This window comes from Metabacillus malikii, from assembly GCF_030813355.1.
GTDB classification, from domain to species: domain Bacteria; phylum Bacillota; class Bacilli; order Bacillales; family Bacillaceae; genus Metabacillus; species Metabacillus malikii.
On the sequence record NZ_JAUSUD010000012.1, the window covers coordinates 88,474 to 109,506 of the forward strand.

General features: G+C 37.2%; 24 protein-coding genes and 1 pseudogene. 24 read left to right on the forward strand and 1 reads right to left on the reverse strand.

Annotated features, from left to right (window positions below; genetic code table 11):
• The first annotated feature begins 82 nt into the window (after window positions 1-82).
• From degS to J2S19_RS12870, 18 genes and pseudogenes are all read left to right on the forward strand, one after another.
• Window positions 83-1,252, forward strand: coding sequence for a two-component sensor histidine kinase DegS (gene degS, locus J2S19_RS12785; protein ID WP_307342407.1), 1,170 nt, complete (start codon window positions 83-85; stop codon window positions 1,250-1,252).
• A 112-nt stretch (window positions 1,253-1,364) separates the two neighbouring features.
• The gene (gene degU / locus J2S19_RS12790; RefSeq protein WP_307342410.1) at window positions 1,365-2,048 is read left to right on the forward strand and encodes a two-component system response regulator DegU; all 684 of its coding nucleotides are present in this window, start codon (window positions 1,365-1,367) and stop codon (window positions 2,046-2,048) included.
• A gap of 278 nt (window positions 2,049-2,326) precedes the next feature.
• A complete protein-coding gene (locus J2S19_RS12795) occupies window positions 2,327-3,169 on the forward strand; it encodes a DegV family protein (RefSeq protein WP_307342413.1) in 843 nt (280 codons plus the stop codon).
• A gap of 127 nt (window positions 3,170-3,296) precedes the next feature.
• Window positions 3,297-3,488, forward strand: coding sequence for a hypothetical protein (locus J2S19_RS12800; RefSeq protein ID WP_307342416.1), 192 nt, complete (start codon window positions 3,297-3,299; stop codon window positions 3,486-3,488).
• Between the two features lie 21 nt (window positions 3,489-3,509).
• Complete coding sequence (locus J2S19_RS12805; RefSeq protein WP_307342419.1) at window positions 3,510-5,012, forward strand: ATP-dependent helicase ComFA; 1,503 nt, start codon at window positions 3,510-3,512, stop codon at window positions 5,010-5,012.
• A 49-nt stretch (window positions 5,013-5,061) separates the two neighbouring features.
• Entirely contained in the window at window positions 5,062-5,367 is a 306-nt protein-coding gene (gene comFB, locus J2S19_RS12810) for a late competence protein ComFB (RefSeq protein ID WP_307342421.1), read from the forward strand.
• Window positions 5,348-6,037, forward strand: coding sequence for a ComFC family protein (locus J2S19_RS12815; protein WP_307342423.1), 690 nt, complete (start codon window positions 5,348-5,350; stop codon window positions 6,035-6,037). Before comFB ends, J2S19_RS12815 begins: the two co-directional genes overlap by 20 nt.
• Window positions 6,038-6,093: 56 nt before the next feature.
• Window positions 6,094-6,513, forward strand: a complete 420-nt coding sequence (locus tag J2S19_RS12820; RefSeq protein ID WP_307342426.1) for a TIGR03826 family flagellar region protein — start codon at window positions 6,094-6,096, stop codon at window positions 6,511-6,513.
• A gap of 79 nt (window positions 6,514-6,592) precedes the next feature.
• Window positions 6,593-6,853 carry a flagellar biosynthesis anti-sigma factor FlgM gene (flgM, locus tag J2S19_RS12825; RefSeq protein WP_307342430.1) on the forward strand — a complete coding sequence of 87 codons (261 nt, stop codon included), beginning with the start codon at window positions 6,593-6,595 and terminating at the stop codon, window positions 6,851-6,853.
• Window positions 6,854-6,874: 21 nt separating this feature from the next.
• Window positions 6,875-7,357 carry a flagellar protein FlgN gene (locus J2S19_RS12830; RefSeq protein WP_307342433.1) on the forward strand — a complete coding sequence of 161 codons (483 nt, stop codon included), beginning with the start codon at window positions 6,875-6,877 and terminating at the stop codon, window positions 7,355-7,357.
• 12 nt (window positions 7,358-7,369) lie between these two features.
• Window positions 7,370-8,953, forward strand: coding sequence for a flagellar hook-associated protein FlgK (gene flgK, locus J2S19_RS12835; protein ID WP_307342435.1), 1,584 nt, complete (start codon window positions 7,370-7,372; stop codon window positions 8,951-8,953).
• Window positions 8,954-8,977: 24 nt separating this feature from the next.
• Window positions 8,978-9,868, forward strand: coding sequence for a flagellar hook-associated protein FlgL (gene flgL / locus J2S19_RS12840; protein WP_307342437.1), 891 nt, complete (start codon window positions 8,978-8,980; stop codon window positions 9,866-9,868).
• 64 nt (window positions 9,869-9,932) lie between these two features.
• Window positions 9,933-10,502: a DUF6470 family protein gene (locus J2S19_RS12845; protein WP_307342440.1), complete on the forward strand. Its 570-nt coding sequence runs from the start codon at window positions 9,933-9,935 to the stop codon at window positions 10,500-10,502.
• A gap of 4 nt (window positions 10,503-10,506) precedes the next feature.
• Entirely contained in the window at window positions 10,507-10,944 is a 438-nt protein-coding gene (fliW, locus tag J2S19_RS12850) for a flagellar assembly protein FliW (protein WP_307342443.1), read from the forward strand.
• 11 nt (window positions 10,945-10,955) lie between these two features.
• Entirely contained in the window at window positions 10,956-11,186 is a 231-nt protein-coding gene (gene csrA / locus J2S19_RS12855; protein WP_307342446.1) for a carbon storage regulator CsrA, read from the forward strand.
• A gap of 184 nt (window positions 11,187-11,370) precedes the next feature.
• A complete protein-coding gene (locus J2S19_RS12860) occupies window positions 11,371-12,519 on the forward strand; it encodes a flagellin N-terminal helical domain-containing protein (protein WP_307342451.1) in 1,149 nt (382 codons plus the stop codon).
• A 346-nt stretch (window positions 12,520-12,865) separates the two neighbouring features.
• Window positions 12,866-12,979 (forward strand): annotated as a pseudogene (locus J2S19_RS23790) (flagellin); the annotation flags it as partial.
• Window positions 12,980-13,425: 446 nt separating this feature from the next.
• Window positions 13,426-15,270, forward strand: coding sequence for a flagellinolysin (locus J2S19_RS12870; protein ID WP_307342453.1), 1,845 nt, complete (start codon window positions 13,426-13,428; stop codon window positions 15,268-15,270).
• Window positions 15,271-15,851: 581 nt separating this feature from the next.
• Here J2S19_RS12870 and J2S19_RS12875 read toward each other — a convergent pair.
• Window positions 15,852-16,694, reverse strand: coding sequence for a DNA endonuclease (locus J2S19_RS12875; protein ID WP_307342455.1), 843 nt, complete (start codon window positions 16,692-16,694; stop codon window positions 15,852-15,854).
• Window positions 16,695-16,966: 272 nt separating this feature from the next.
• Between J2S19_RS12875 and J2S19_RS12880 the strand changes: the two genes are divergently transcribed.
• From J2S19_RS12880 to J2S19_RS12905, 6 genes are all read left to right on the forward strand, one after another.
• Complete coding sequence (locus J2S19_RS12880; RefSeq protein WP_307342457.1) at window positions 16,967-17,212, forward strand: hypothetical protein; 246 nt, start codon at window positions 16,967-16,969, stop codon at window positions 17,210-17,212.
• Between the two features lie 95 nt (window positions 17,213-17,307).
• Window positions 17,308-17,658: a flagellar protein FlaG gene (flaG, locus tag J2S19_RS12885; protein WP_307342460.1), complete on the forward strand. Its 351-nt coding sequence runs from the start codon at window positions 17,308-17,310 to the stop codon at window positions 17,656-17,658.
• Between the two features lie 12 nt (window positions 17,659-17,670).
• A complete protein-coding gene (gene fliD, locus J2S19_RS12890; RefSeq protein ID WP_307342463.1) occupies window positions 17,671-19,719 on the forward strand; it encodes a flagellar filament capping protein FliD in 2,049 nt (682 codons plus the stop codon).
• 14 nt (window positions 19,720-19,733) lie between these two features.
• A complete protein-coding gene (fliS, locus tag J2S19_RS12895) occupies window positions 19,734-20,135 on the forward strand; it encodes a flagellar export chaperone FliS (RefSeq protein ID WP_307342466.1) in 402 nt (133 codons plus the stop codon).
• Entirely contained in the window at window positions 20,135-20,488 is a 354-nt protein-coding gene (gene fliT, locus J2S19_RS12900; protein WP_307342470.1) for a flagellar protein FliT, read from the forward strand. The genes fliS and fliT overlap by 1 nt, the downstream gene beginning before the upstream one ends.
• A gap of 8 nt (window positions 20,489-20,496) precedes the next feature.
• Window positions 20,497-20,880 (forward strand): DUF8042 domain-containing protein, encoded by a 384-nt coding sequence (locus J2S19_RS12905; RefSeq protein ID WP_307342474.1) that lies wholly within the window; start codon window positions 20,497-20,499, stop codon window positions 20,878-20,880.
• The last annotated feature ends 153 nt before the right edge of the window (window positions 20,881-21,033 follow it).

Here is a 21,033-nt window from a genome sequence, read left to right on the forward strand (position 1 = left end):
AAGATTTACGTAGTGAAATGTAAATTTTTGTAGAAAATATAGATAAATACATAATGTTTGACATAAAATCGGAGGGAAGCAGATGAACCCCCAAAAGCTTGATAGCAAAATTTTGGATGAAATATTAGATAAAATGATTCAAACGGTCGACTCGAGTAAGGGTGAGATTTTTCAAATTGGTGAGCAATCAAGACAGCAATATGAGTCTCTCGTTGAAGAGCTTGAAGATATAAAAAATCAAGTGAGTACCGTCATTGATGAAGGTGATAAGTTAGAAGTATCGACAAGACAGGCTAGAAACCGTTTAGCTCAGGTTAGTAAGCATTTTAAGCAATATAGTGAAGAAGAAATACGAGAAGCTTATGAAAAGGCGCATAAGCTCCAGGTCGAACTATCGATGATTCAACAGCATGAAAAGCAATTGCGCGTACGGCGCGATGACCTGGAGCGAAGACTATTAAGTTTCCAAGAAATAATCGAGCGTTCAGAAACACTTGTCAGTCAAATTACTGTCGTTTTGAACTATTTGAATCGAGATTTACGCCAAGTCGGCTTGCTTCTAGAAGATGCACAGCAAAAGCAGGATTTCGGCTTACGAATTATTGAAGCACAGGAAGAGGAGCGAAAACGGGTTTCAAGAGAAATCCATGATGGTCCTGCTCAAATGCTCGCAAATGTGATGATGCGCTCAGAATTAATCGAACGGATTTTCCGGGAGCGGGGTGCAGAGGAAGGGTTTAATGAGATTCGTACTCTTAGAAAAAATGTGCGTAACGCGTTGTATGAAGTACGACGAATTATTTATGACTTAAGACCGATGGCGTTAGATGACTTAGGGCTTATTCCGACACTTAGAAAATATTTACATACGATTGAAGAATATGATGGCTCAACAAAAATTACCTTCCAAAGCGTTGGCTGTTTAAGTGACAAAAGATTGCCACCGCGCTTCGAAGTTGCCCTATTCCGGTTGGCCCAAGAAGCTGTCACGAATGCATTGAAACATGCTGAAGCAACCGAAATTTCGGTCAAAGTCGAAGTAGTCGAAGAACTGATTACGATGGTGATAAAAGATAATGGAAAAGGCTTTAATATCAAGGACGTTAAAATGAATAAAGATAAAAAATCATTTGGTATCATTGGCATGAAGGAACGTGTCGAGCTACTCGAAGGAAAGATTACAATTAACTCTAAAAAAGGTCTAGGAACGTTTATTATGATAAAAGTACCTTTAAGCGTAGGAAATTCGTGATTTTTGTAAGATAATAAAGGATTTTTTGGTATAATGTAGAAAATGGATGCTAAAGACTTATTGACACAATAGATGCCTAATAGACTAGAATATAATGGGGAGGCGTGAACATATGAAAACAAAAATCGTTATCATAGATGATCATCAATTATTCCGTGAAGGTGTAAAAAGGATTTTAGATTTTGAACCAAGCTTTGAAGTCGTTGCTGAAGGTGACGATGGGGAAGAGGCATTAGAAATTGTCGAAACACATAAGCCGGATGTTGTAATCATGGACATCAATATGCCAAAGGTTAACGGTGTTGAGGCGACAAAGCAATTAATTGAAGCAAATCCAGAAACGAAAGTTATCATTTTATCAATTCATGATGATGAGAACTACGTCACACATGCGTTAAAGACAGGTGCAAGAGGCTACCTACTAAAAGAGATGGATGCCGATACACTTATTGACGCAGTCAAAGTTGTTGCAGACGGTGGTTCATACTTACATCCACGCGTAACACATAACTTAGTGAATGAGTTTAGACGTTTAGCGACTGCGAATGGACAAGCATCGAGCCAGCCATTACAGCCGGAAATTCGCAGACCATTACATATTCTCACACGCCGTGAATGTGAAGTATTGCAAATGCTTGCAGACGGAAAAAGCAACCGCGGCATCGGTGAAGCACTTTTCATTAGTGAAAAAACAGTTAAAAACCATGTGAGTAATATTTTACAGAAGATGAATGTAAACGACCGTACACAAGCTGTTGTTGTAGCGATTAAAAACGGCTGGGTTGAAGTAAAATAAACCTGCCAGAGATTGTCTAAAAAGGGTCTGACCCCTCCAATTTACACATATAGATAGGTAGGCTTTTATAATCTATATGTTGTGTTTGAGGGGGTCTGGCCCTTTTTGGTTTTGAGCCAGTCTCTATTTAAGGGCCATTCCTCACGCGGTTCCCAACAATAATTAGTGAATTTCCATACATTATCCGTTAAAATGATAGTACAATAATAGAAAGCTGATGTTCAGGGGGCTACTTGAACACATAATAGGCTATCGAAATAAGGAAGGACACGATTGCTATGAAAACGGCTATTTTAACAGATAGTACCGCATACATCCCGAAAGAATTACGTGAACAACACGATATTTATATGATCCCACTTAGTGTTATTTTTGGTTCGGAAACGTATCAAGAGGAAGTTGAAATCACAGCAGAACAATTTTTTGCAGAAATGCGAACGAAACAAGAGCTACCAACGACTTCACAACCACCGGTAGGGGAATTTGTTGAATTATTTGAAGAGCTTGCGAAAACGTATGATGCCGTCATCTCAGTGCATCTATCAAGCGGTATTAGCGGTACATACAATGGGGCTGTCACAGCTGGAAATATGGTCGATAACATTAAAGTATATCCGTTTGATTCAGAGCTTAGCTGTATGGTACAAGGCTTTTATGCACTGGAAGCAGCTGATATGGCAAAGCAAGGACAAACACCTGACGTGATACTCGACCGATTAAATGAAATGAAAAAAACAATCCGCGCGTATTTCATGGTCGACGATTTAACAAACTTGCAACGAGGAGGCCGCCTAAGTGGCGCACAAGCACTAATCGGAAGCCTCTTACAAGTGAAGCCAATCCTACACTTCGAAGACAAAGTAATCGTTCCATTTGAAAAAATTCGTACAAAGAAAAAAGCGTTGAATCGTGTGTTCGAATTATTCCATGAAGATGCTTCAAAAAATGTTCCGATTCGAGCTGTAATCATCCATGCGAACCGTCCCGATGAAGCAGCAGAAATCCAACAGGAACTAGAACAGAAATATTCAAATGTTGAGTGTCTAATAAGCTATTTCGGACCAGTTATTGGTACTCACCTAGGTGAAGGTGCAATTGGCTTAGGATGGTATCAAAAGTAACAGATTTGATAAGGAGAAAGTATGATTGCTTTAGTACTTTCCTCCTTATTTAAATGAGGAGCATAGACAGATGTAACATTTACCTTCATAATATTTTTGTATAAGATTGAAAGAAGGTATGATAGTGATGTCTATGACTTCGGGTTATGAATCCAAGGTTGAAGAAAAGAAGAGAACTTATCGACATTGGACAACCTTAGAAGACAGGAAGCTACTCGAATTACGTAATAGCGGCTTGAAATTTAAACAAATTGCAACACAATTAGAAAGAACCGCAATTAGTGTCGAAAAACGTTATCGGAAAATTGTGAATAACTAGTAATAAGAGGGATACATACATATGAGATTTGTCTTACAAGATGAACGACTGATACCAACGTTTTCCGTTCATGAAGGTTTGCCGATATCTCAACATCAAACGCTTCCACATACTCCATTGAATAAACAATTTAACTATTCCACACAACTCCAACAGCATCTATATGGGAAGGAATTACTCCTTGCAGAAATCCCGTTCCCATTAGAAACCCTTCATGAACATGTCAATCACGGCTACGTCCAACTTTCACACGGTATTACGAAACAAAATTATATTTACATATGCAAGCGGTGTGGTAGTGACACACAATCATTATTTGCTTCTTTTGCATGCTCACGTTGTGGTGAGGACCATTGTCACTACTGCAGGAATTGCATCATGATGGGGCGTGTTAGTGAATGTACGCCGTTCTATCGCTGGGTAGGTCCAGAAATTACTGAAAAGACAGAAGTCTTGTTCGATTGGGAAGGAGAGCTTTCTCAAGGACAAGCCTATGCATCGAAGGAAGTAGTCACAGCGATTCAGGGAAATAGAGAACTGCTCGTATGGGCTGTCTGTGGTGCTGGGAAAACAGAAGTACTTTTTAAAGGGCTGGAATACAGTCTGCTTCAAGGGAAACGGGTATGCATCGCTACCCCTCGTACAGATGTTGTATTAGAACTAACGCCGCGTTTAAAAAAAGTATTCCCAAACACAAAAATTGCAGCACTATACGGTGGCAGTGAAGATAGGCAGCGATATGCAAATCTTTACATCTCGACAACACACCAGCTTTTACGTTTTAAAGAGGCCTTTGATGTCATCATTGTCGATGAAGTTGATGCCTTTCCTTATTCAATGGACAAGTCGCTCCAATATGCTGTACAAAAAGCGCGCAAGCAAATAAGCTCGCTCATCTACTTAACAGCGACCCCTTCAAAACAATGGAAAAAAGAAGTTCAGCAAAATAAGCGACAAGCAGTCAAAATCCCAGCAAGGTACCACGGTCATCCTTTACCTGTACCAACATTCATTTGGTGTGGTAATTGGCAAAAACGGCTGAAAAAGAAAACTCTCCCACAAATTGTCCTCAAATGGCTAGAAAACCAACTCAATAGTAAGAAACAAGCATTTCTCTTTGTACCGTCTGTAGCAATCATTGATAACGTCGTCGACATTTGCCGTCACTATGATGAGCGAATCGAAGGAGTCCATGCCGAGGATAAACAACGGAAAGAAAAGGTTCAACGGTTCCGTAACGGCGAGATACCGATAATCGTGACATCGACAATATTGGAACGGGGTGTAACAATTCCGAACAGTGATGTTGCTGTATTAGGCAGTGAGGATGATATATTCACTGAGAGTGCATTAGTCCAAATTGCAGGCCGTGTCGGCAGAAGTGCAAAGTATCCAACTGGTGCCGTGCTGTTTTTCCACTTTGGTAAAACAAAGGCGATGGTCGAGGCGAGAAAAAATGTCAAACAGATGAACGAAATGGCAAGGAAATCAATGGAAACGATGGATTCATCTTTCAATAAATGAAAGTTTATGTCATAATCTTAGTAAATACTCATGTCAGGGGCTCGTACACATGGTCATTAATGCAATGGAAAAAATCATGCAAGACTTATTAGATGAATACAAAAGCCGATTACAATTATCATGTACGTGTGAGCAATGTTTAGAGGATATTATGGCACTGACATTGAATAAAACGAAACCCCGTTATGTAACAAACGTAGATAAAATTATGTACATTAAGGCTGACTATGTCGATAAACAACAAATGACCTCGTTATTAGTGACACTCGCTGAATGTGCAAAAATCGTTTCAGACCGCCCACTTTGCGAGAACTCTGTAAAAAAGGTGAAAGGAAATGAGATGTCTTATATGTAAACAGGAAATATCCGTTGAACCGTCGTGGACGAGTTTACTTTTACTAAAAGATTCAAATACTTGCGAATCATGTGAGCAACAATTCGAACGAATCACAGGACCGACGTGCCCTGGATGTTATCGCCCCCAACAAACATCTGATATATGCCCCGATTGTGAAAAGTGGGAAAAAGACCCGCAATGGAAGCAAACCCTCCAAAAAAATGTTTCAATCTATAAGTACAACGATGAGATGAAAGAGGTCCTCTCTCTATATAAATTTAGAGGAGACGCAGCATTAGCTCAGGTTTTTGCAAAGGAAATCCGACACACATACAAAAAGCATTACACAACTTCAGCTATAGACTACACAATCCCGATCCCATTAAGTAAAGAACGCCTCTACGAACGCGGCTTTAATCAAGCGAAGCTACTCGCAAACTTTATACCTCTCAACCAGCTAGATATCCTGCAACGAGCCCACCATGAAAAACAATCAAAAAAATCAAGACAACAGCGACTCAGCTCAGAAAATGTGTTTTTTCTATTAGAATCAAGTAAAATAGTAGGTAAGAACATACTATTAATAGATGACATTTATACAACAGGAACGACTTTAAGACATGCAGCGAAAATCCTAATACAGGGCGGTGCTTCAAAGGTTTTCTCCCTAACATTAATTAGAAGCTAAAAATAGGAAACAATCTGCCGATATATAAGGTAGATAAAGATGATAGGAGAATGAGTATGGGAGAATTATCGAATTGCCCAAAATGTAATACATTATTTGTAAAAACACAATTTCGCACTGTATGTGATGCATGTTTTAAAGAAGAAGAGTTAGCCTATGAAACGGTATATAAATTTTTACGTAAGCGTGAAAATCGCAAAGCACTTTTACACGAAGTAGTAGAGGACACGGGAGTAGCAGAAGAACTAATTTTAAAATTTATCCGCAATGGAAGAATCCAATTATCGAACTTTCCAAATCTAGGATATCCATGTGAAAAATGTGGCAAGGTAATAAGAGAAGACAGACTTTGTAGTTCTTGTAAAATAGATATCAATCAACAACTGCATCAAATGGATGAGGAAAAAAGAATCATTGAACGAAATAAACCTGCAAAAGTTCAATCAACTTACTACTCCCAAAGTACTAAAAAATAGAAAAACACTAAAAACTTATTCATGTAAACCGATATATATAGTATAAAACTGGTGAGTCAACAGAAAGTGGGGAAAACTCATGAAAATCAATCATATAGGATCTATGGGAGTTAATCCATATAAACGCAATTTAGAAAAAAATATAGCAGCACAAAAACCGCAAACGAGAGAAGACAAAGTGGAAATTTCCTCAAAAGCAATTGACCTCCAACAAACAAACGAGGTAACAAAAGCAAGACAGGAAAAAGTCCAAGCATTAAAAGCACAATTAGAGAACGGCACATATACGATCGATCCGAAGGCAATTGCAACGGGATTAGTGAACTTTTATAAAAAGTAATGAAAATCAGGAGGGTTATTCTTGTCAGCAGAGAACGTTATTCAATCATTAGAAAAACTACTACAACTTCATAAAAAACTCTACGAAATAACCCTTCAAAAAACTGAACTATTAAAGTCTGAGGATGTCGAAGCATTAAGAGAAATGCTGAAGAAAGAGCAGATGTTTGTGAAGGCGATTAGTCAGGTAGAGAATGAACGGATTAAGCATACTACTGAGTACTTACAGCGTGATGATGATTTGACTTTATCAGCTTGTATTGAGAAAGCCGTTGGTGAAGAAAAAGACAGATTAGTGACGATTTCAAGCCAGCTTAAAGAGACAATTGAAGCCTTGAAACAGTCAAATCATCTTAATCGTGAACTTACTAAGCAAGCTCTACAACTAACAAACTTAACATTGGATATGATTATGCCTCAGGAAAAAGATTATAACTATAATAGTAAACCAGCAAATACTCAAGTCGAAACGAAACGTCGCTCGTTATTCGACTCGCAAGCATAAGGAGAGGAAAACATGCGCTCAACATTTATGGGATTAGAAACGGCACGTCGTGGAATGTTCACACAACAAAGCGCCCTCCACACAACAGGTAATAATATTGCAAATGCTAATACACCTGGTTATACGCGTCAGCGTGTTAACTTTCAAAGCACAAGTGCGTACCCGGCAATTGGCCAAAATAGTGCAAAAATTCCTGGTCAAATGGGGACAGGGGTAGAAGCAGGGAGTGTGCAGCGAATCCGTGAGGGCTTTCTTGATACGCAATATCGTTCAGAAAGCAACAAGCTTGGATATTGGGAAACGCGTGCTAGCTCATTAGAGAAAATGGAAGAGATTATGAATGAACCGTCTGATACAGGCTTAGCCGCAACGATGGACCAATATTGGCAATCACTTCAAGACTTAGCGGTAAATCCGACAAACGCCGGTGCCCGTGCTGTTGTAAGAGAACGTGGGAAGGCTGTCGCTGAAACATTTCAATATTTATCAACTTCTTTAAAATCTGTGCAAACAGACTTGAAAAGCGAATTAGATATTTCCGTAAAAGAAATCAATTCGATCGCAAAGCAATTAAATAATATTAACCAACAGATTGCTAGAATCGAACCAAATGGCTTTCTGCCAAATGACTTGTACGATGAACGCGATGTTTTACTTGATAAATTGTCTTCTTTAGCAAATGTAAAGGTAACTTATGAAAAATCAGGTGGAAATGCTTTAGAAATCGCAGAAGGTACAGCAACAGTGCAAATTGTTGATGATAATGATAATCCGATTGGCACGCTCGTCGATGGCACTACGCAAACAGTAAATTCTTTATCTGTAGGCTATAATAATGCAAATGGCTACGTCGAATCTGTACAAATAGGAACAGACGCACCTATTAATGTATTAAACTTCAACAGCACTGGTAAGATTAGTAGTTTAATTGATTCATATGGCTACACTTACCCAGAGAATGGCCAAATGGCTGAAGCAGGTCTTTATTCAGAAATGCTTGATAAGCTTGACGTCATGGCATATAGCTTCGCAACTGAATATAACAACGTACACAGTGCCGGCTGGACATTAGCCGATTTTGATGCGAACAATCAGCCAATGGCAAAAACAGACGTTAACTTCTTCTCGTTCGGTGTTGATGCAGCAGGAAATGATACGTATTTAACTGACCATAAAGGTGCAGCTAGCAAAATTCAAATCACGACTGCTATAAAAGCATCAACTAATAATATCGCAGCATCATTTGCTGAACCTGGACAAGCCGCTGAAATCGGAAATGGCCAAAATGCGATAAATCTAGCAGAAGTAAAAAATAAACTAATGGATATCGGTGGCACAACAACAACATTCCAAGAGTTTTATGAAAGTGTCATCGGTGGTATGGCCGTGGATGCCCAAGAAGCAAACCGCCTAACAGCGAACAGCACTGTACTCCGTGACTCTGTTGACCAAAGAAGACAATCAGTCAGCGCCGTTTCATTAGATGAAGAAATGACAAACATGATTCAATTCCAGCATGCATACAATGCATCAGCGAAAATGATATCGTTACAGGATGAATTATTAGATACAATTATCAATCGGATGGGAATATAATCGAACGTTAGGTAGGTGAAATAAATGCGAGTAACACAAAGTATGTTAGCGGGTAACTCATTAAGCAATTTAAGTAAAAGTTATTCGAATATGGGGAAATATCAAGACCAGCTTGCGACAGGTAAGAAAATTAATCGTCCGTCAGATGACCCGGTCGTTGCGATAAAAGGGATGTTTTATCGGACGAATTTAACTGAGGTTGAGCAGTATAAGCGGAATCTTTCTGAGGCGTATACGTGGATGGAGAACTCGGAGGATGGGGTTGCGCATGCCTCTGATGTGCTTCATCGTGTAAGGGAGCTTGTTGTGAAAGGAAATAACGGATCGAATAGCCCGGAGGATTTAAAAGCAATAGGTGCAGAAATTGCACAACTTAAAGAAGATCTAGCAGGTGTTGCGAATACACAGGTTGCTGGTAATTACATTTTTAACGGTACACAAACGAAAACAAAGCCGGTAACGATAGATGCGAACGGTGTAGTTGATACAAGTGCAATGACTTCAACTGCCTATAATATTGAAGTATCAAAAGGCGTTCAATTAAGAGTGAATGCTAATCCAGCAAATGTGTTTAGTCCGGAGCTATTTGATACATTACAAAAGTTAGAAGCAGGTTTATTAGATGGAAAGGGCTCTCTTGAAGATGGTGATGAACTTCTAGGGAAGCTTGATAAACATATAGATACAATACTTTCTGAGCGCTCTGAAATGGGTGCGCGCTATAATCGACTTGAGCTAATTGACAGTCGTTTAGGCAACCAAGAGGTAATTGCAAGTCGAATTTTATCTGACAATGAGGATGCAGATATCGAAAAGGTCATTACAGATTTAACGATTCAAGAGAGCATTCATCGAGCATCACTCGCAGTTGGAGCAAAAATTATTCAACCTTCGTTAGTAGACTTTTTAAGATAAAATCTAATACATCACAGGTCTGACACATACCAATGAGTCAGACCTTTTTACTAGGAGAGATAACATGAACGTCCCACAAATTCGTTTGCAAAGTATATCAGGACAAATAAGTATTCATACTACTAAAGCACAGCAAACAATGGAACAACCAAAGGCAAGCTTATCAATCGAACAACCGAAAGCCGAGTTATCAATCGAAACAACACCTTCCAAATTATCGATTGACCAAACAGAGGCTTGGGCTGATATGGATCTGAAGCATATTTCAAGGAGAATCCAAGAGGCAGCTGAACAAGGGAAACAGGATTTACTTGAGGGGATTGCAAGAAGAGCACAGGAAGGAGAGCAATTAAAGAAAATTGAAAATGGAGGAACACCTATCACAGACATTGCAAAAAGGGGTAGTAGTAAGCCGATTCAGCCGATAAATATTGCCTTCATACCCTCGGCTGGAAGTGTCAAGATAGATTATCAACCAGCAAAAGTAGAAATTGATATTACAGCAAATAAACCGAAAATTGATGTTGAAATCAATAAACCGATTATTGGTTATGAAGCAGGCAGGGTTGATATCGAGTTAGCTAGACGAAATGAACTTCATATTGACTTCGTATCAGAAGATAAGGGAGAATAAATAAATGAAAATTTCAACAAAGTATCATGGTAATATTGAAGTATCAGAATCAGATATTGTGACATTTGAAAATGGAATTCCTGGCTTTCTAGATGAAAAGTCATTTGTCTTATTACCATTGGATGATGAATCACCGTTTACAATTTTACAATCAACGATAACAGCAGAATTAGGCTTCATTATCGTTAATCCATTTATCTTTTTCCCGACCTATGAATTTGAACTATCGGATAATGAAAAGCAATTACTTAACCTTACATCTGAAAAGGATGTAAATGTATTTACTATATTAAACATAAAAGACCCTTTTCAACAATCAACTGCAAATTTACAAGCACCAATTATACTTAATACTAAAAATAATAAAGCGAAACAAATCATTTTAAATGATGCGAGATATAAAACGAAACACACACTAATTCAAGAGAATATAGGGAAATAGGAGGTGGAAGTATGCTAGTTCTTACGAGAAAGCTAAATGAATCGATCCAAATCGGTGATGATATCGAAATAAAGATAATCTCTATTCAAGGTGAACAAATAAAAATCGGCATAAATGCCCCAAAGAATGTAGAAATTCATCGTAAAGAAGTGTATTTATCCATACAAGAATCAAATAATGAAGCAGCTTCCACCCCGCAAAACCTCCTAGAACTCTTGAAAAATAAGACACCAAAACCTTAAGTTAAAAAAACTTGAGGTTTTTTTATTTTTTTCTTCAAAAACTATTAAACATTTCAAACGAGCGACGATATATAAAGTAAGAGGTTGAACAAATGGCGGCCGACATGAGTGAGACCTTAATCAAACTAAAAAAATAATAGATTCACAAGGACGTGAATCACTTAATTCAGGGAGGAAATTTATAATGAGAATCAATCACAATATCGCAGCTTTAAACACTTACCGTCAATTAAACACAGCTTCAACTGCACAATCTAAATCAATGGAGAAATTATCTTCTGGTCTTCGTATCAACAAAGCTGGAGATGACGCTGCTGGTTTAGCAATCTCTGAGAAAATGCGTGGACAAATTCGTGGTTTAGATATGGCAGCTAAAAACTCTCAAGATGGAATTTCACTAATCCAAACTGCAGAGGGTGCTTTAAACGAAACTCATGATATTCTTCAACGTATGCGTGAATTAGCTGTTCAAGCTTCTAATGATACAAATACAACATCAGACCGTGAAGAAATACAAAAAGAAATTAACCAAATGACATCTGAAATTAATCGTATTGGTAATACAACAGAGTTTAATACACAAAAACTTTTGGATGGTAATAAAGCATCTGATGCAAAAGCTTCAGTTACTGGTAAAGACATTTCTAGTTCATTTGCAACTGATATTGCTGCAACATCTATTGAATTAAATGGTCAAAATATTGCTTTAAATGCTACAAATACTTTAGATGCAACTACTGCGGTAGATATTAATGCTATTGTTACTGCATTACAATCTGATATTAACGCTGTATATGATGGTACTGCACATAATGCATTAACATTTACTGTTAAAAATGATGGAGATGCTCTTGTAATTGAATCTGATAAGGCTGGGGCTGGCTCTGCTGTTCAAATTAAAGCTAATGCAGATACAGCAGCATTAGGGTTAACAAAAGATGCAACAACAGATGCTAGTAAATCTGCAGGATCACTTCAATTCCAAATTGGGGCAAATGAGAACCAAAGTTTAACATTAGATATTGCTGATATGAGAGCAGAAGCGTTAGGCATTTCAACTGCGAATACGTCTGCTGACTCTAAATTAGCTGTAACAGATGGTACTAGTAGTGCTACTTCTGAAGAAGCTCTAAGTGTTTTAACACATGAAGATGCTTCTGCTACAGTAACAAAAATTCAATCAGCAATTGACAAAGTGTCTGCTGAACGTTCTAAACTTGGTGCAAACCAAAACCGTTTAGAGCACACTATCAACAACCTAAGCACATCTTCTGAAAACCTAACTGCTGCGGAATCTCGTATCCGTGACGTAGATTATGCTTTAGCTGCATAAGCAGTGACAAGCACAGTCGTCCTAGCTGGTAACGGCTAGAGATCATTATCGGGTGAATTGCTGGAAACCCCTTAGAGCTTTTCTTACCACAACGTAGTTGGAAACGACAAGCGTGATGGTTTGAAAAAAGAAAAGATATGGGCAATCAGCAGCCAAGCTCCTGTCTCGAAAGAGTGGAGAAGGTTCAACGACTAGGATAAACCATCTAAAAGCTAAGCTCAAGATGATGAAATCCATAGGTGAAACAGTGTACATCAGCATTGTGAATCCGAAGTGCCCGACCCCTACTAGAATAATAAAGGGTGAAGATATAGTCTGGTCATTTGTGAAAGCAAATGTTCGCACGATGGCGAAAGAAATGATGAACCAAACTAAGAATTCTATTCTTTCTCAAGCAGCACAAGCAATGTTGGCTCAATCTAATCAATTGCCTCAAGGTGTATTACAACTTTTGAGATAATGATTAAAGGGCGTCTAGCTTGGTAACGAGCTAGAGGATAACTGGGTGAATTGCTGGAACTTCCTAAAGCTTCATCAACTACAACGTAACTGGAAACGGTCAGCGTGAAGGTCTGAAAATGATGAAGATTGTAACAATGGATAATCAGCAGCCAAGCTCCTGTGGGGAAACTCTGGAGAAGGTTCAACGACTAGAGAACACGGTCTAAGGTGAAGACTATGACTATGAATCTCGTAGGGCAGTGCAAACTGTTCGAAGTGCTCAGCTCCATGAAAGTTATGGATGAAGATATAGTCTATTCTGTAATCGAAAGATACAGTCGCAAAGCAAGCGAACCAACAACCACAAGGAGTACTTCAATTACTTCGTTAATATTAGTGGGGGATACCGGAGATATTCTTCGGTATCCTTTTTTGTGCATTTGACCGTAAAAGGAGAATAGAATAATGAGGATTAATCATAATATTCCTGCATTAAACACATATCGCCAATTAACTAGTGCTACTGGTGCACAGTCAAAGTCAATGAGTAAATTATCGTCAGGTCTGCGTATTAATCAAGCGGGTGATGATGCAGCAGGTTTAGCAATTTCCGAAAAAATGCGAGGGCAAATTCGCGGCTTAGATATGGCTACAAAAAATTCACAAGACGGTATTTCATTAATTCAAACTGCCGAAGGGGCTTTGAATGAAACACATGATATATTACAGCGAATGCGTGAACTAGCAACACAAGCAGCTAATGACACAAATACCCAAACTGATCGTAAGGAGATTCAAAAGGAAATTAATCAATTAACATCAGAGGTTAATAGAATTGGTAATACGACTGAATTCAACACAAAAAAAATATTAAATGCAGGTGTCAGTGATGCTACTACTGTTAATAATATTTTGGACGGAATAAAGAATAAAGGCTGGTTAACACAAGCAGAAGATCGTATCTTTGCTGAATATGGATTAAAGGGGAATGGTGAAAACCTTAAAATTATCCTAAAATCAGATTCACCAGGAGGAACAGCTGCTTACGTAACAGGCTCGACAGGTACGACCGACCAATCCTTAACAATAGATATCAATGATTTTACCCCAAGTTCCGGTGATAGCGGTGATAATGGATCAGGCGGTGGGAACTATAGTGATCGAGTTCTTGCGCATGAAATGGTCCACGCAGTTATGAATTCAGAATTTGGTGTAGAAGCTACAATCGACATGGCAAAGTGGTTCAAGGAAGGTTCAGCTGAGTTTATACATGGTGGAGACGAGCGTTTAGAATATTATATTTCTGACGGTGCTGGTGGGTTTGATTCTGCAAAAGTAAATGATATGGTTACAAGAGCAACAGCGCTTCTAAATGGTGCTGAATGGAATGGTGACAGTAAAGATTACGCTGCAGGCTATATGATTGTAAAGTACTTAAATTACGAGATAACCGCAAACGTTGGAAGTACTAATATTAAGGAATTAATGACTGATATTAAAGGCTTAGTAGGTTCGAATACAGGAAATGATGCACTAAAAACAGCGATAGCTAATACTACAGGTGAAAACTATTCTGATTTTGTTTCCAGTTTTTCATCTCTAGATGCAACATCTGTTGCAAATTTCATTAATTTCACAGCTGGAGATGAGGCTGACACAGGTGCAGTTGGTGGCTCTGACTACGGGAACCCAGCTTTAAATGCGGAAAATGTTTTTGATAATACAACTGGTGTAACTGCAGGTCAAATATCAAAGAATTTTAATGCAACACTCCCTGACGCAAATAGTGTTTCTTCGTCGATTGTATTACAAGTAGGTGCGAATGCTGGACAGAGCTTTACAATCGACCTAAAGGATATGCGGGCTGACGCTCTAAATATTAGTGGTGGTTCAGGAGAGCAAGTTACAGCTGATGATGGCATTACAAAAGCGTATTATACTGCAATTGACCAATCTGATACCTCTAATGGTGTTACAAATGGAACAGATAATGAGATTGTTGAATATGCGTTAGATGTAAGTACACATGAGAAAGCGACAGCGGCGATTAAAGTATATGATGATGCGATAAAGTCAGTGTCTTCTTTCCGTTCGGAATTGGGGTCATATCAAAATCGGTTGGAACATACAATTAACAACTTGACTACATCATCAGAGAACCTTACTACCGCGGAATCACGAGTACGTGATGTAGATTTGGCAAAAGAAATGATGACTCAAACGAAGAATTCAATTCTTTCTCAAGCAGCACAAGCAATGTTGGCTCAATCAAATCAGATGCCTCAAGGAGTTTTACAGCTTCTTCGTTAAATTTGAATACCGGAAAGGAACTCTAGTTTATCTATAGCTCCTTTCCTACTTTTAGATTACTATTGGCTTTAAAGAATGTGTACATTTGGAATTTGTACAAAAGTAGACTGAATGGCTTATTGCAATCTTTCTTTTTAAGATTAATAGATGACCACATTTAGTACACTTTTCGTAAAGTGAGACACTCATTGAATTCAACTCCTTTTATAAAAACGTTACAATGTAAATTATATATGTTATAGCTTGAAACAGTCATTTTGTATACAACCTCTTGAATGTACATCTGCTAACTTCTCGTATGAAAAGCATACTATATTCTTCAAGAAATCACAGAATTACGATGGCTTTCTTCTATTTACTGATAAATTGAACTAATAGAGAAAATAAAGTTATATATTGAACAGATGGTGTAAGAATGCTTATATTTGTTTTAACTTTTGTGACGATGACTTTCCATGTTTATGAAAGATTAGATAATGGAAAGTAACAATGGCCAAATTATGAAAACGTGAAACCAGGATACGAATAAAAAGAGTATTTCTTCTTATCAACATAATCCATAAGGTATATACTTTATTAGTTCATAGAAGACCATTTTTCCTCAATTCTTTTATCTTATAAACAATTGACCAATAACTTCTTCCCAACTCTTTAGCAATTTCGTCATCAGTATAAGCTAGTTGTTTTAAAGCAATTAATTTTGTTATTTCCTCATTTGTATAATTTTTAAATCTAGTTGAATTTGACTCAATAACATGATAATCAGGATATAAAGCCTGCAGTTTTTCTTTTTCAATATGAAATCTGTATTCCCAGTCAAATTTATACTTCATACTTCTACAATGATGCATAGCTTTTTTTACTGTGTTTAAGAATTTATATACATCCCTTGTTTTGGTCATCTTTAAAATGTATCCATAACCATCATTTCTTTTATTAAGCTTTAATTCATACTGAAAAGTTTGTAGGATAAACTTCTGAAGTATTTCTAATTCATCTTTTCTATAGCATTGTAGATAGAAAGCAATTGAGGGCATTAAATATATGAGTTTCTTTCTTTTATTTATTCTTTTACTCAATATGAGTGATCCATCATCTAAATATAGGACGATTAAGAAGTAGATTGAGGTACAATGTTCGAGTAACTTTGGAGGTATATGTTTCAGTCCATCCTTATCATAAAAATACGGATATAAATCTGTAAACAATGGTAGAGACTTTGAACGAAGTGTTTGACTCCTATTAGTAATGTATAAATAATTTGAAAGTTGTTCGCATTTCCACATGCGATATTCTAGTTGCTTAGGACTGAAATGTTCTCTATAGCTATTGTTCTTTCTTCGAGAACCTTTATATATCTTAGTTATTTCGCCATCGCCAATAATACTTGCAAGCAAAATACCTTTTTCTTTATTGTTTAACACATTTAAAAACTCCATGTCATAACACCTCGATAAATAGTCGTAGACCTATCCTATATCTATAATATCAAACGAATGTTCGCCTTTAGTTACAGATAAATTAAATTAGTGTAAATGATTTTTAATTGTGTTAATAAATGTTAATGGTTATTAATGCAAATGCTAACTTAAAACCCATGTAGAATAGAAACTGGATGAATTGGAAAAAAGCATAGCATCCAGGATAACGTATTAATGATTTTTTAATAAATAACACATGAAACGGATGGTGCCACATGAACAAAGATAGCAATCAAGAAAAAGATTTCTTAAAGGAACAGCTTGAATGGACAAAAGAACAAATTCAAATATTAGATAAAATAGATAACAAGCTCCACGAAATGAAAGCAATTGCAGTCTATGTAACTGAACATTCACTCATACATGAGGAAACTAAGAAATTTCAAGCCCAGTTACTAGAATTACAAAACGATGTAAAACTATTAGAAAAGCAGCTCTATTATAATCAATTACCAAATTAATTCATCAACTTCCCTCCAAAGTTCCACCAAACTATTAAACATCCCCATCTACTAACCGATATAAACACTAGATAAAACTTACGAGGAGTGTTCCTATGTCGGTAGATAAACTAAATTCACTGCCAGCACTTCACAACTATGAAACGACAAAACAGACCAGTGAAATTCCAGCACCAGAATCAACTAGAGTTGATAGCACACAACTACCATATAAACAACCATCTAAAGAAGAGATGGAAGGAGTCATCGCTGGGATAAACGAGATGCTCCAACCAGCTAACACACATATTAAGTTTGAACTACATGAAAAACTAAATGAATACTACGTAACAATTGTCGATAACAACACAGACGAAGTAGTCAGAGAGATTCCATCGAAAAAATGGCTCGATATCTATGCAGCGATGACAGATTTTGTAGGACTCATCGTCGATAAAAAAATCTAGGGAGGTCCTATTATGGCGTTAAGAATAGGTGGACTTGCTAGTGGAATGGATACAGATTCAATTGTAGCCGATTTAATGAAGGCAGAACGAATTCCACTAGATAAATTAACAAAAAATAAAACAACAATTGAATGGCAACGGGATGCCTACAGAGAGATGAATACATTACTATTAAACTTTCGTAACCAAACATTTGATACGAAGCTATCATCTACTTTTGCTGCGCGGACTGTTACATCGTCAATGGAAAGTAAAGTGACTGCAGTTGCAAAAGGTGCAGCAGGACTGTCATCATTTAACATCTCACAAATTAGCCAATTAGCAACAGCGGCTACTAAAGTTAATGCCGGTGCGGTATCTAAAACAGGTTCAAAGATTGATGCATCTGCAAGTCTATATAGTATGAAGGATAATTTTCAATATCCTAATAACTTTGGCTGGAAAACAGGTAGTGTAGAGTCACAATCTAAAACAGCTGAAGCAGATGGTAAAGTACACAATTTGACACTAGCTGAAGGAATTACCATTCAAGATATCGCTACTAGTGCTTCAGTCAAAGTAAATGGTAAATCTTTTACTGTTAATACGGACATAAACACGCTTAAAACAGGTGAAGTTCATCTTGCTGAAAATGGAACTTTAACATTTTTCGATGACGTTAAAAAGGGAAGCACGATAAAGGTTGATTACGCAGCATCTAACCGTGTCGAAACTTTTAAACGTACAGAAAGTTTTAAAGAAATACAATTATCGAGAAAATTACCAGCATTAGCAGATGGTACGGAAGTGAAGATAACTGTAGGTGGCACAACTTATACAAATAGTGGCACAAATAAAAATGAGATACTAGATTCAGGTGGAAATGTTTTTGCTAAAATTGATAATGATGGAAAAATTACATTTGAAGCGCAACAGCCTAAAGACACAGAAGTTAAGGTATCATATCAACAAAAATACTTTTCATTTGATGTCGGTTCTCATACATCGAAAGGACTTGTAAATGAACGAATCCTTGTCCAAGATACAGAATCTCTTAATACAGCATTAAATAAAATTAACTCTTCGAATGTTGGCTTGTCTGCATTTTATGATGAGTATAAAGACCAAGTAACGCTAACGAGAAAAGAAACTGGTGATTTTAATAACGGTGGAGCTGAAATTATTACGACTTCAGGGTTCCTAAATGATGTTTTACGATTTAAGAGTGGCACTGAATCTGGTGGGACAAACGCTGAATTCACAATCAACGGCCTCACAACACAGCGGACATCGAATACCTTTGAAATGAACGGCGTAACCTTCACATTAAAGGATAAATTAAATGCTGCAGGTGGAACAGATGAGCCTGCTATTTCAATTAACGTTGCGAATGACACAGATAAAGTCATTGAAAACATTACGAAATATATCAATTCATACAATGAACTTGTTGATAAAATTCAAAAGAAGGTTAATGAGGAAAAATATAAAGATTATCAACCTCTAACAGATACAGAGCGAGAAGGTCTAACAGATAAGCAACAAGAAAAGTGGGAAGAAATGTCTAGAAGTGGCTTGCTACGCAGAGATTCTATGCTAACAAATCTACTTACAAATATGCGTACTAGCATATATACACCAGTTAGTGGCTCTAAAACTGACTCTAACTATAAACAAATGTCAAGTATTGGAATTACAACTACTGCAAATTACAATGATGCAAAATTAGTTATCGATGAAGATAAATTACGTGCAGCAATAGAAGATAATCCAGATGCAGTTCAACAGCTATTTACAAGCGATGGCTCGACAACTGGCGAAAAGGGAATCTTGAACAGACTTTATGACAACCTAACTACAACTATGAACAACATCAAGACAAAAGCAGGGAATGCGAATGCAACGAACGATACGTTTACATTAGGAAAGAATTTAAACAGAATTGAAAGCTCCATTGATCGCTTTGAAGACCGTCTAACAAAAATTGAAAGCCGCTATTGGGCACAATTCACAGCAATGGAAAAAGCAATTCAAAAGTCAAATTCACAAATGTCTTACTTATCATCGTATTTCGCACAATAAAGGAGTGAAACGAAATGGCAATGAATAACCCATACGCAGCATATCAACAAAACTCAGTCACCACAGCATCACCAGGTGAAGTGACATTAATGCTTTATAACGGCTGTATTAAATTTATTAAACAAGCAAAAGCCGCAATGGAAAATAAACAAATTGAAGAGAAAAACACAAACATCCAAAAGGCACAAAAAATCATTACAGAACTAATGGTTACATTAAACATGGATGTTGAAATTTCAAAAAACTTATCAGTGATGTATGACTATATAAACTATCGTCTTACTGAAGCAAATGTTAAAAATGATGATTCAATCTTAGTTGAAATAGAAGGTTTAGTTGTTGAGTTCCGTGATACGTGGAAAGAAGTCATCAAAATGAACCGTCAACTGCAACACGGTCAAGGTGGACAAGCGTAGTGAGTGCACTCGAAAAAGTTTACTCTATAACAGAGCAGCTTTTTCAATTAGTCTCAAAATCAGTAAACAAAGATTCGAGAGATGAGGTTATTGAAGAAATAACCTCGCTTCTTGATACAAGAGACGAATTGATAAAAGCCGTTCAACCCCCATTCACTGCAAATGATAAACAGCTATACAACCAAATCACTACATGGAATGACATTATCGATGATAAAATGACCGAAATCAAAGCAAACATCCAGCAAGACATGATGCAATTAAAAAAATCAAAATCATCAAACCAACAATACATCAATCCATACCAAAATGTTAATTCATCTGACGGTATGTTTTACGATAAACGAAAATAGGTGACACCATGGTTTCGCTCACAAACCAACAAGTCGAATTGCTTCACTTTTACTATTATTTATTAGACACAATTGAAGACGGCTTTGACTACATCACAGCCAGCTATACAAACCTAGAACTTAACGAAAGCGAACGTCTATTTAAAGACATCCTATCTGCTTTCTATCATATAGACTCATCTCACATCGTCATTGAGGCAATTTTTGAAGACGACGATAAAATACGCACATCAATCCACCATTTTGATGTCATCATCAACATCTTAGAAACAGAACCAGTCAACACCCAATCATACACAAACCCACACTTCATCAAAAACGAACTAATCCCAGCCTACCAAGCCTGGAAAGAACCAATCCAAACAAACTTAAGCAAATACATCATCCAATAGGAAGCTAGGGGACGGTTCCTCTGCTTCATTTTGGGTGCTTCACTTTAATGCATTACCGTATCGGGGGACTGTCCCCAACATTTGTCCTCCTACTTTTTACCACCCCCAATTTCAACATTTTCTCACAAAATTTTCACATTTTTTTCTCTCATA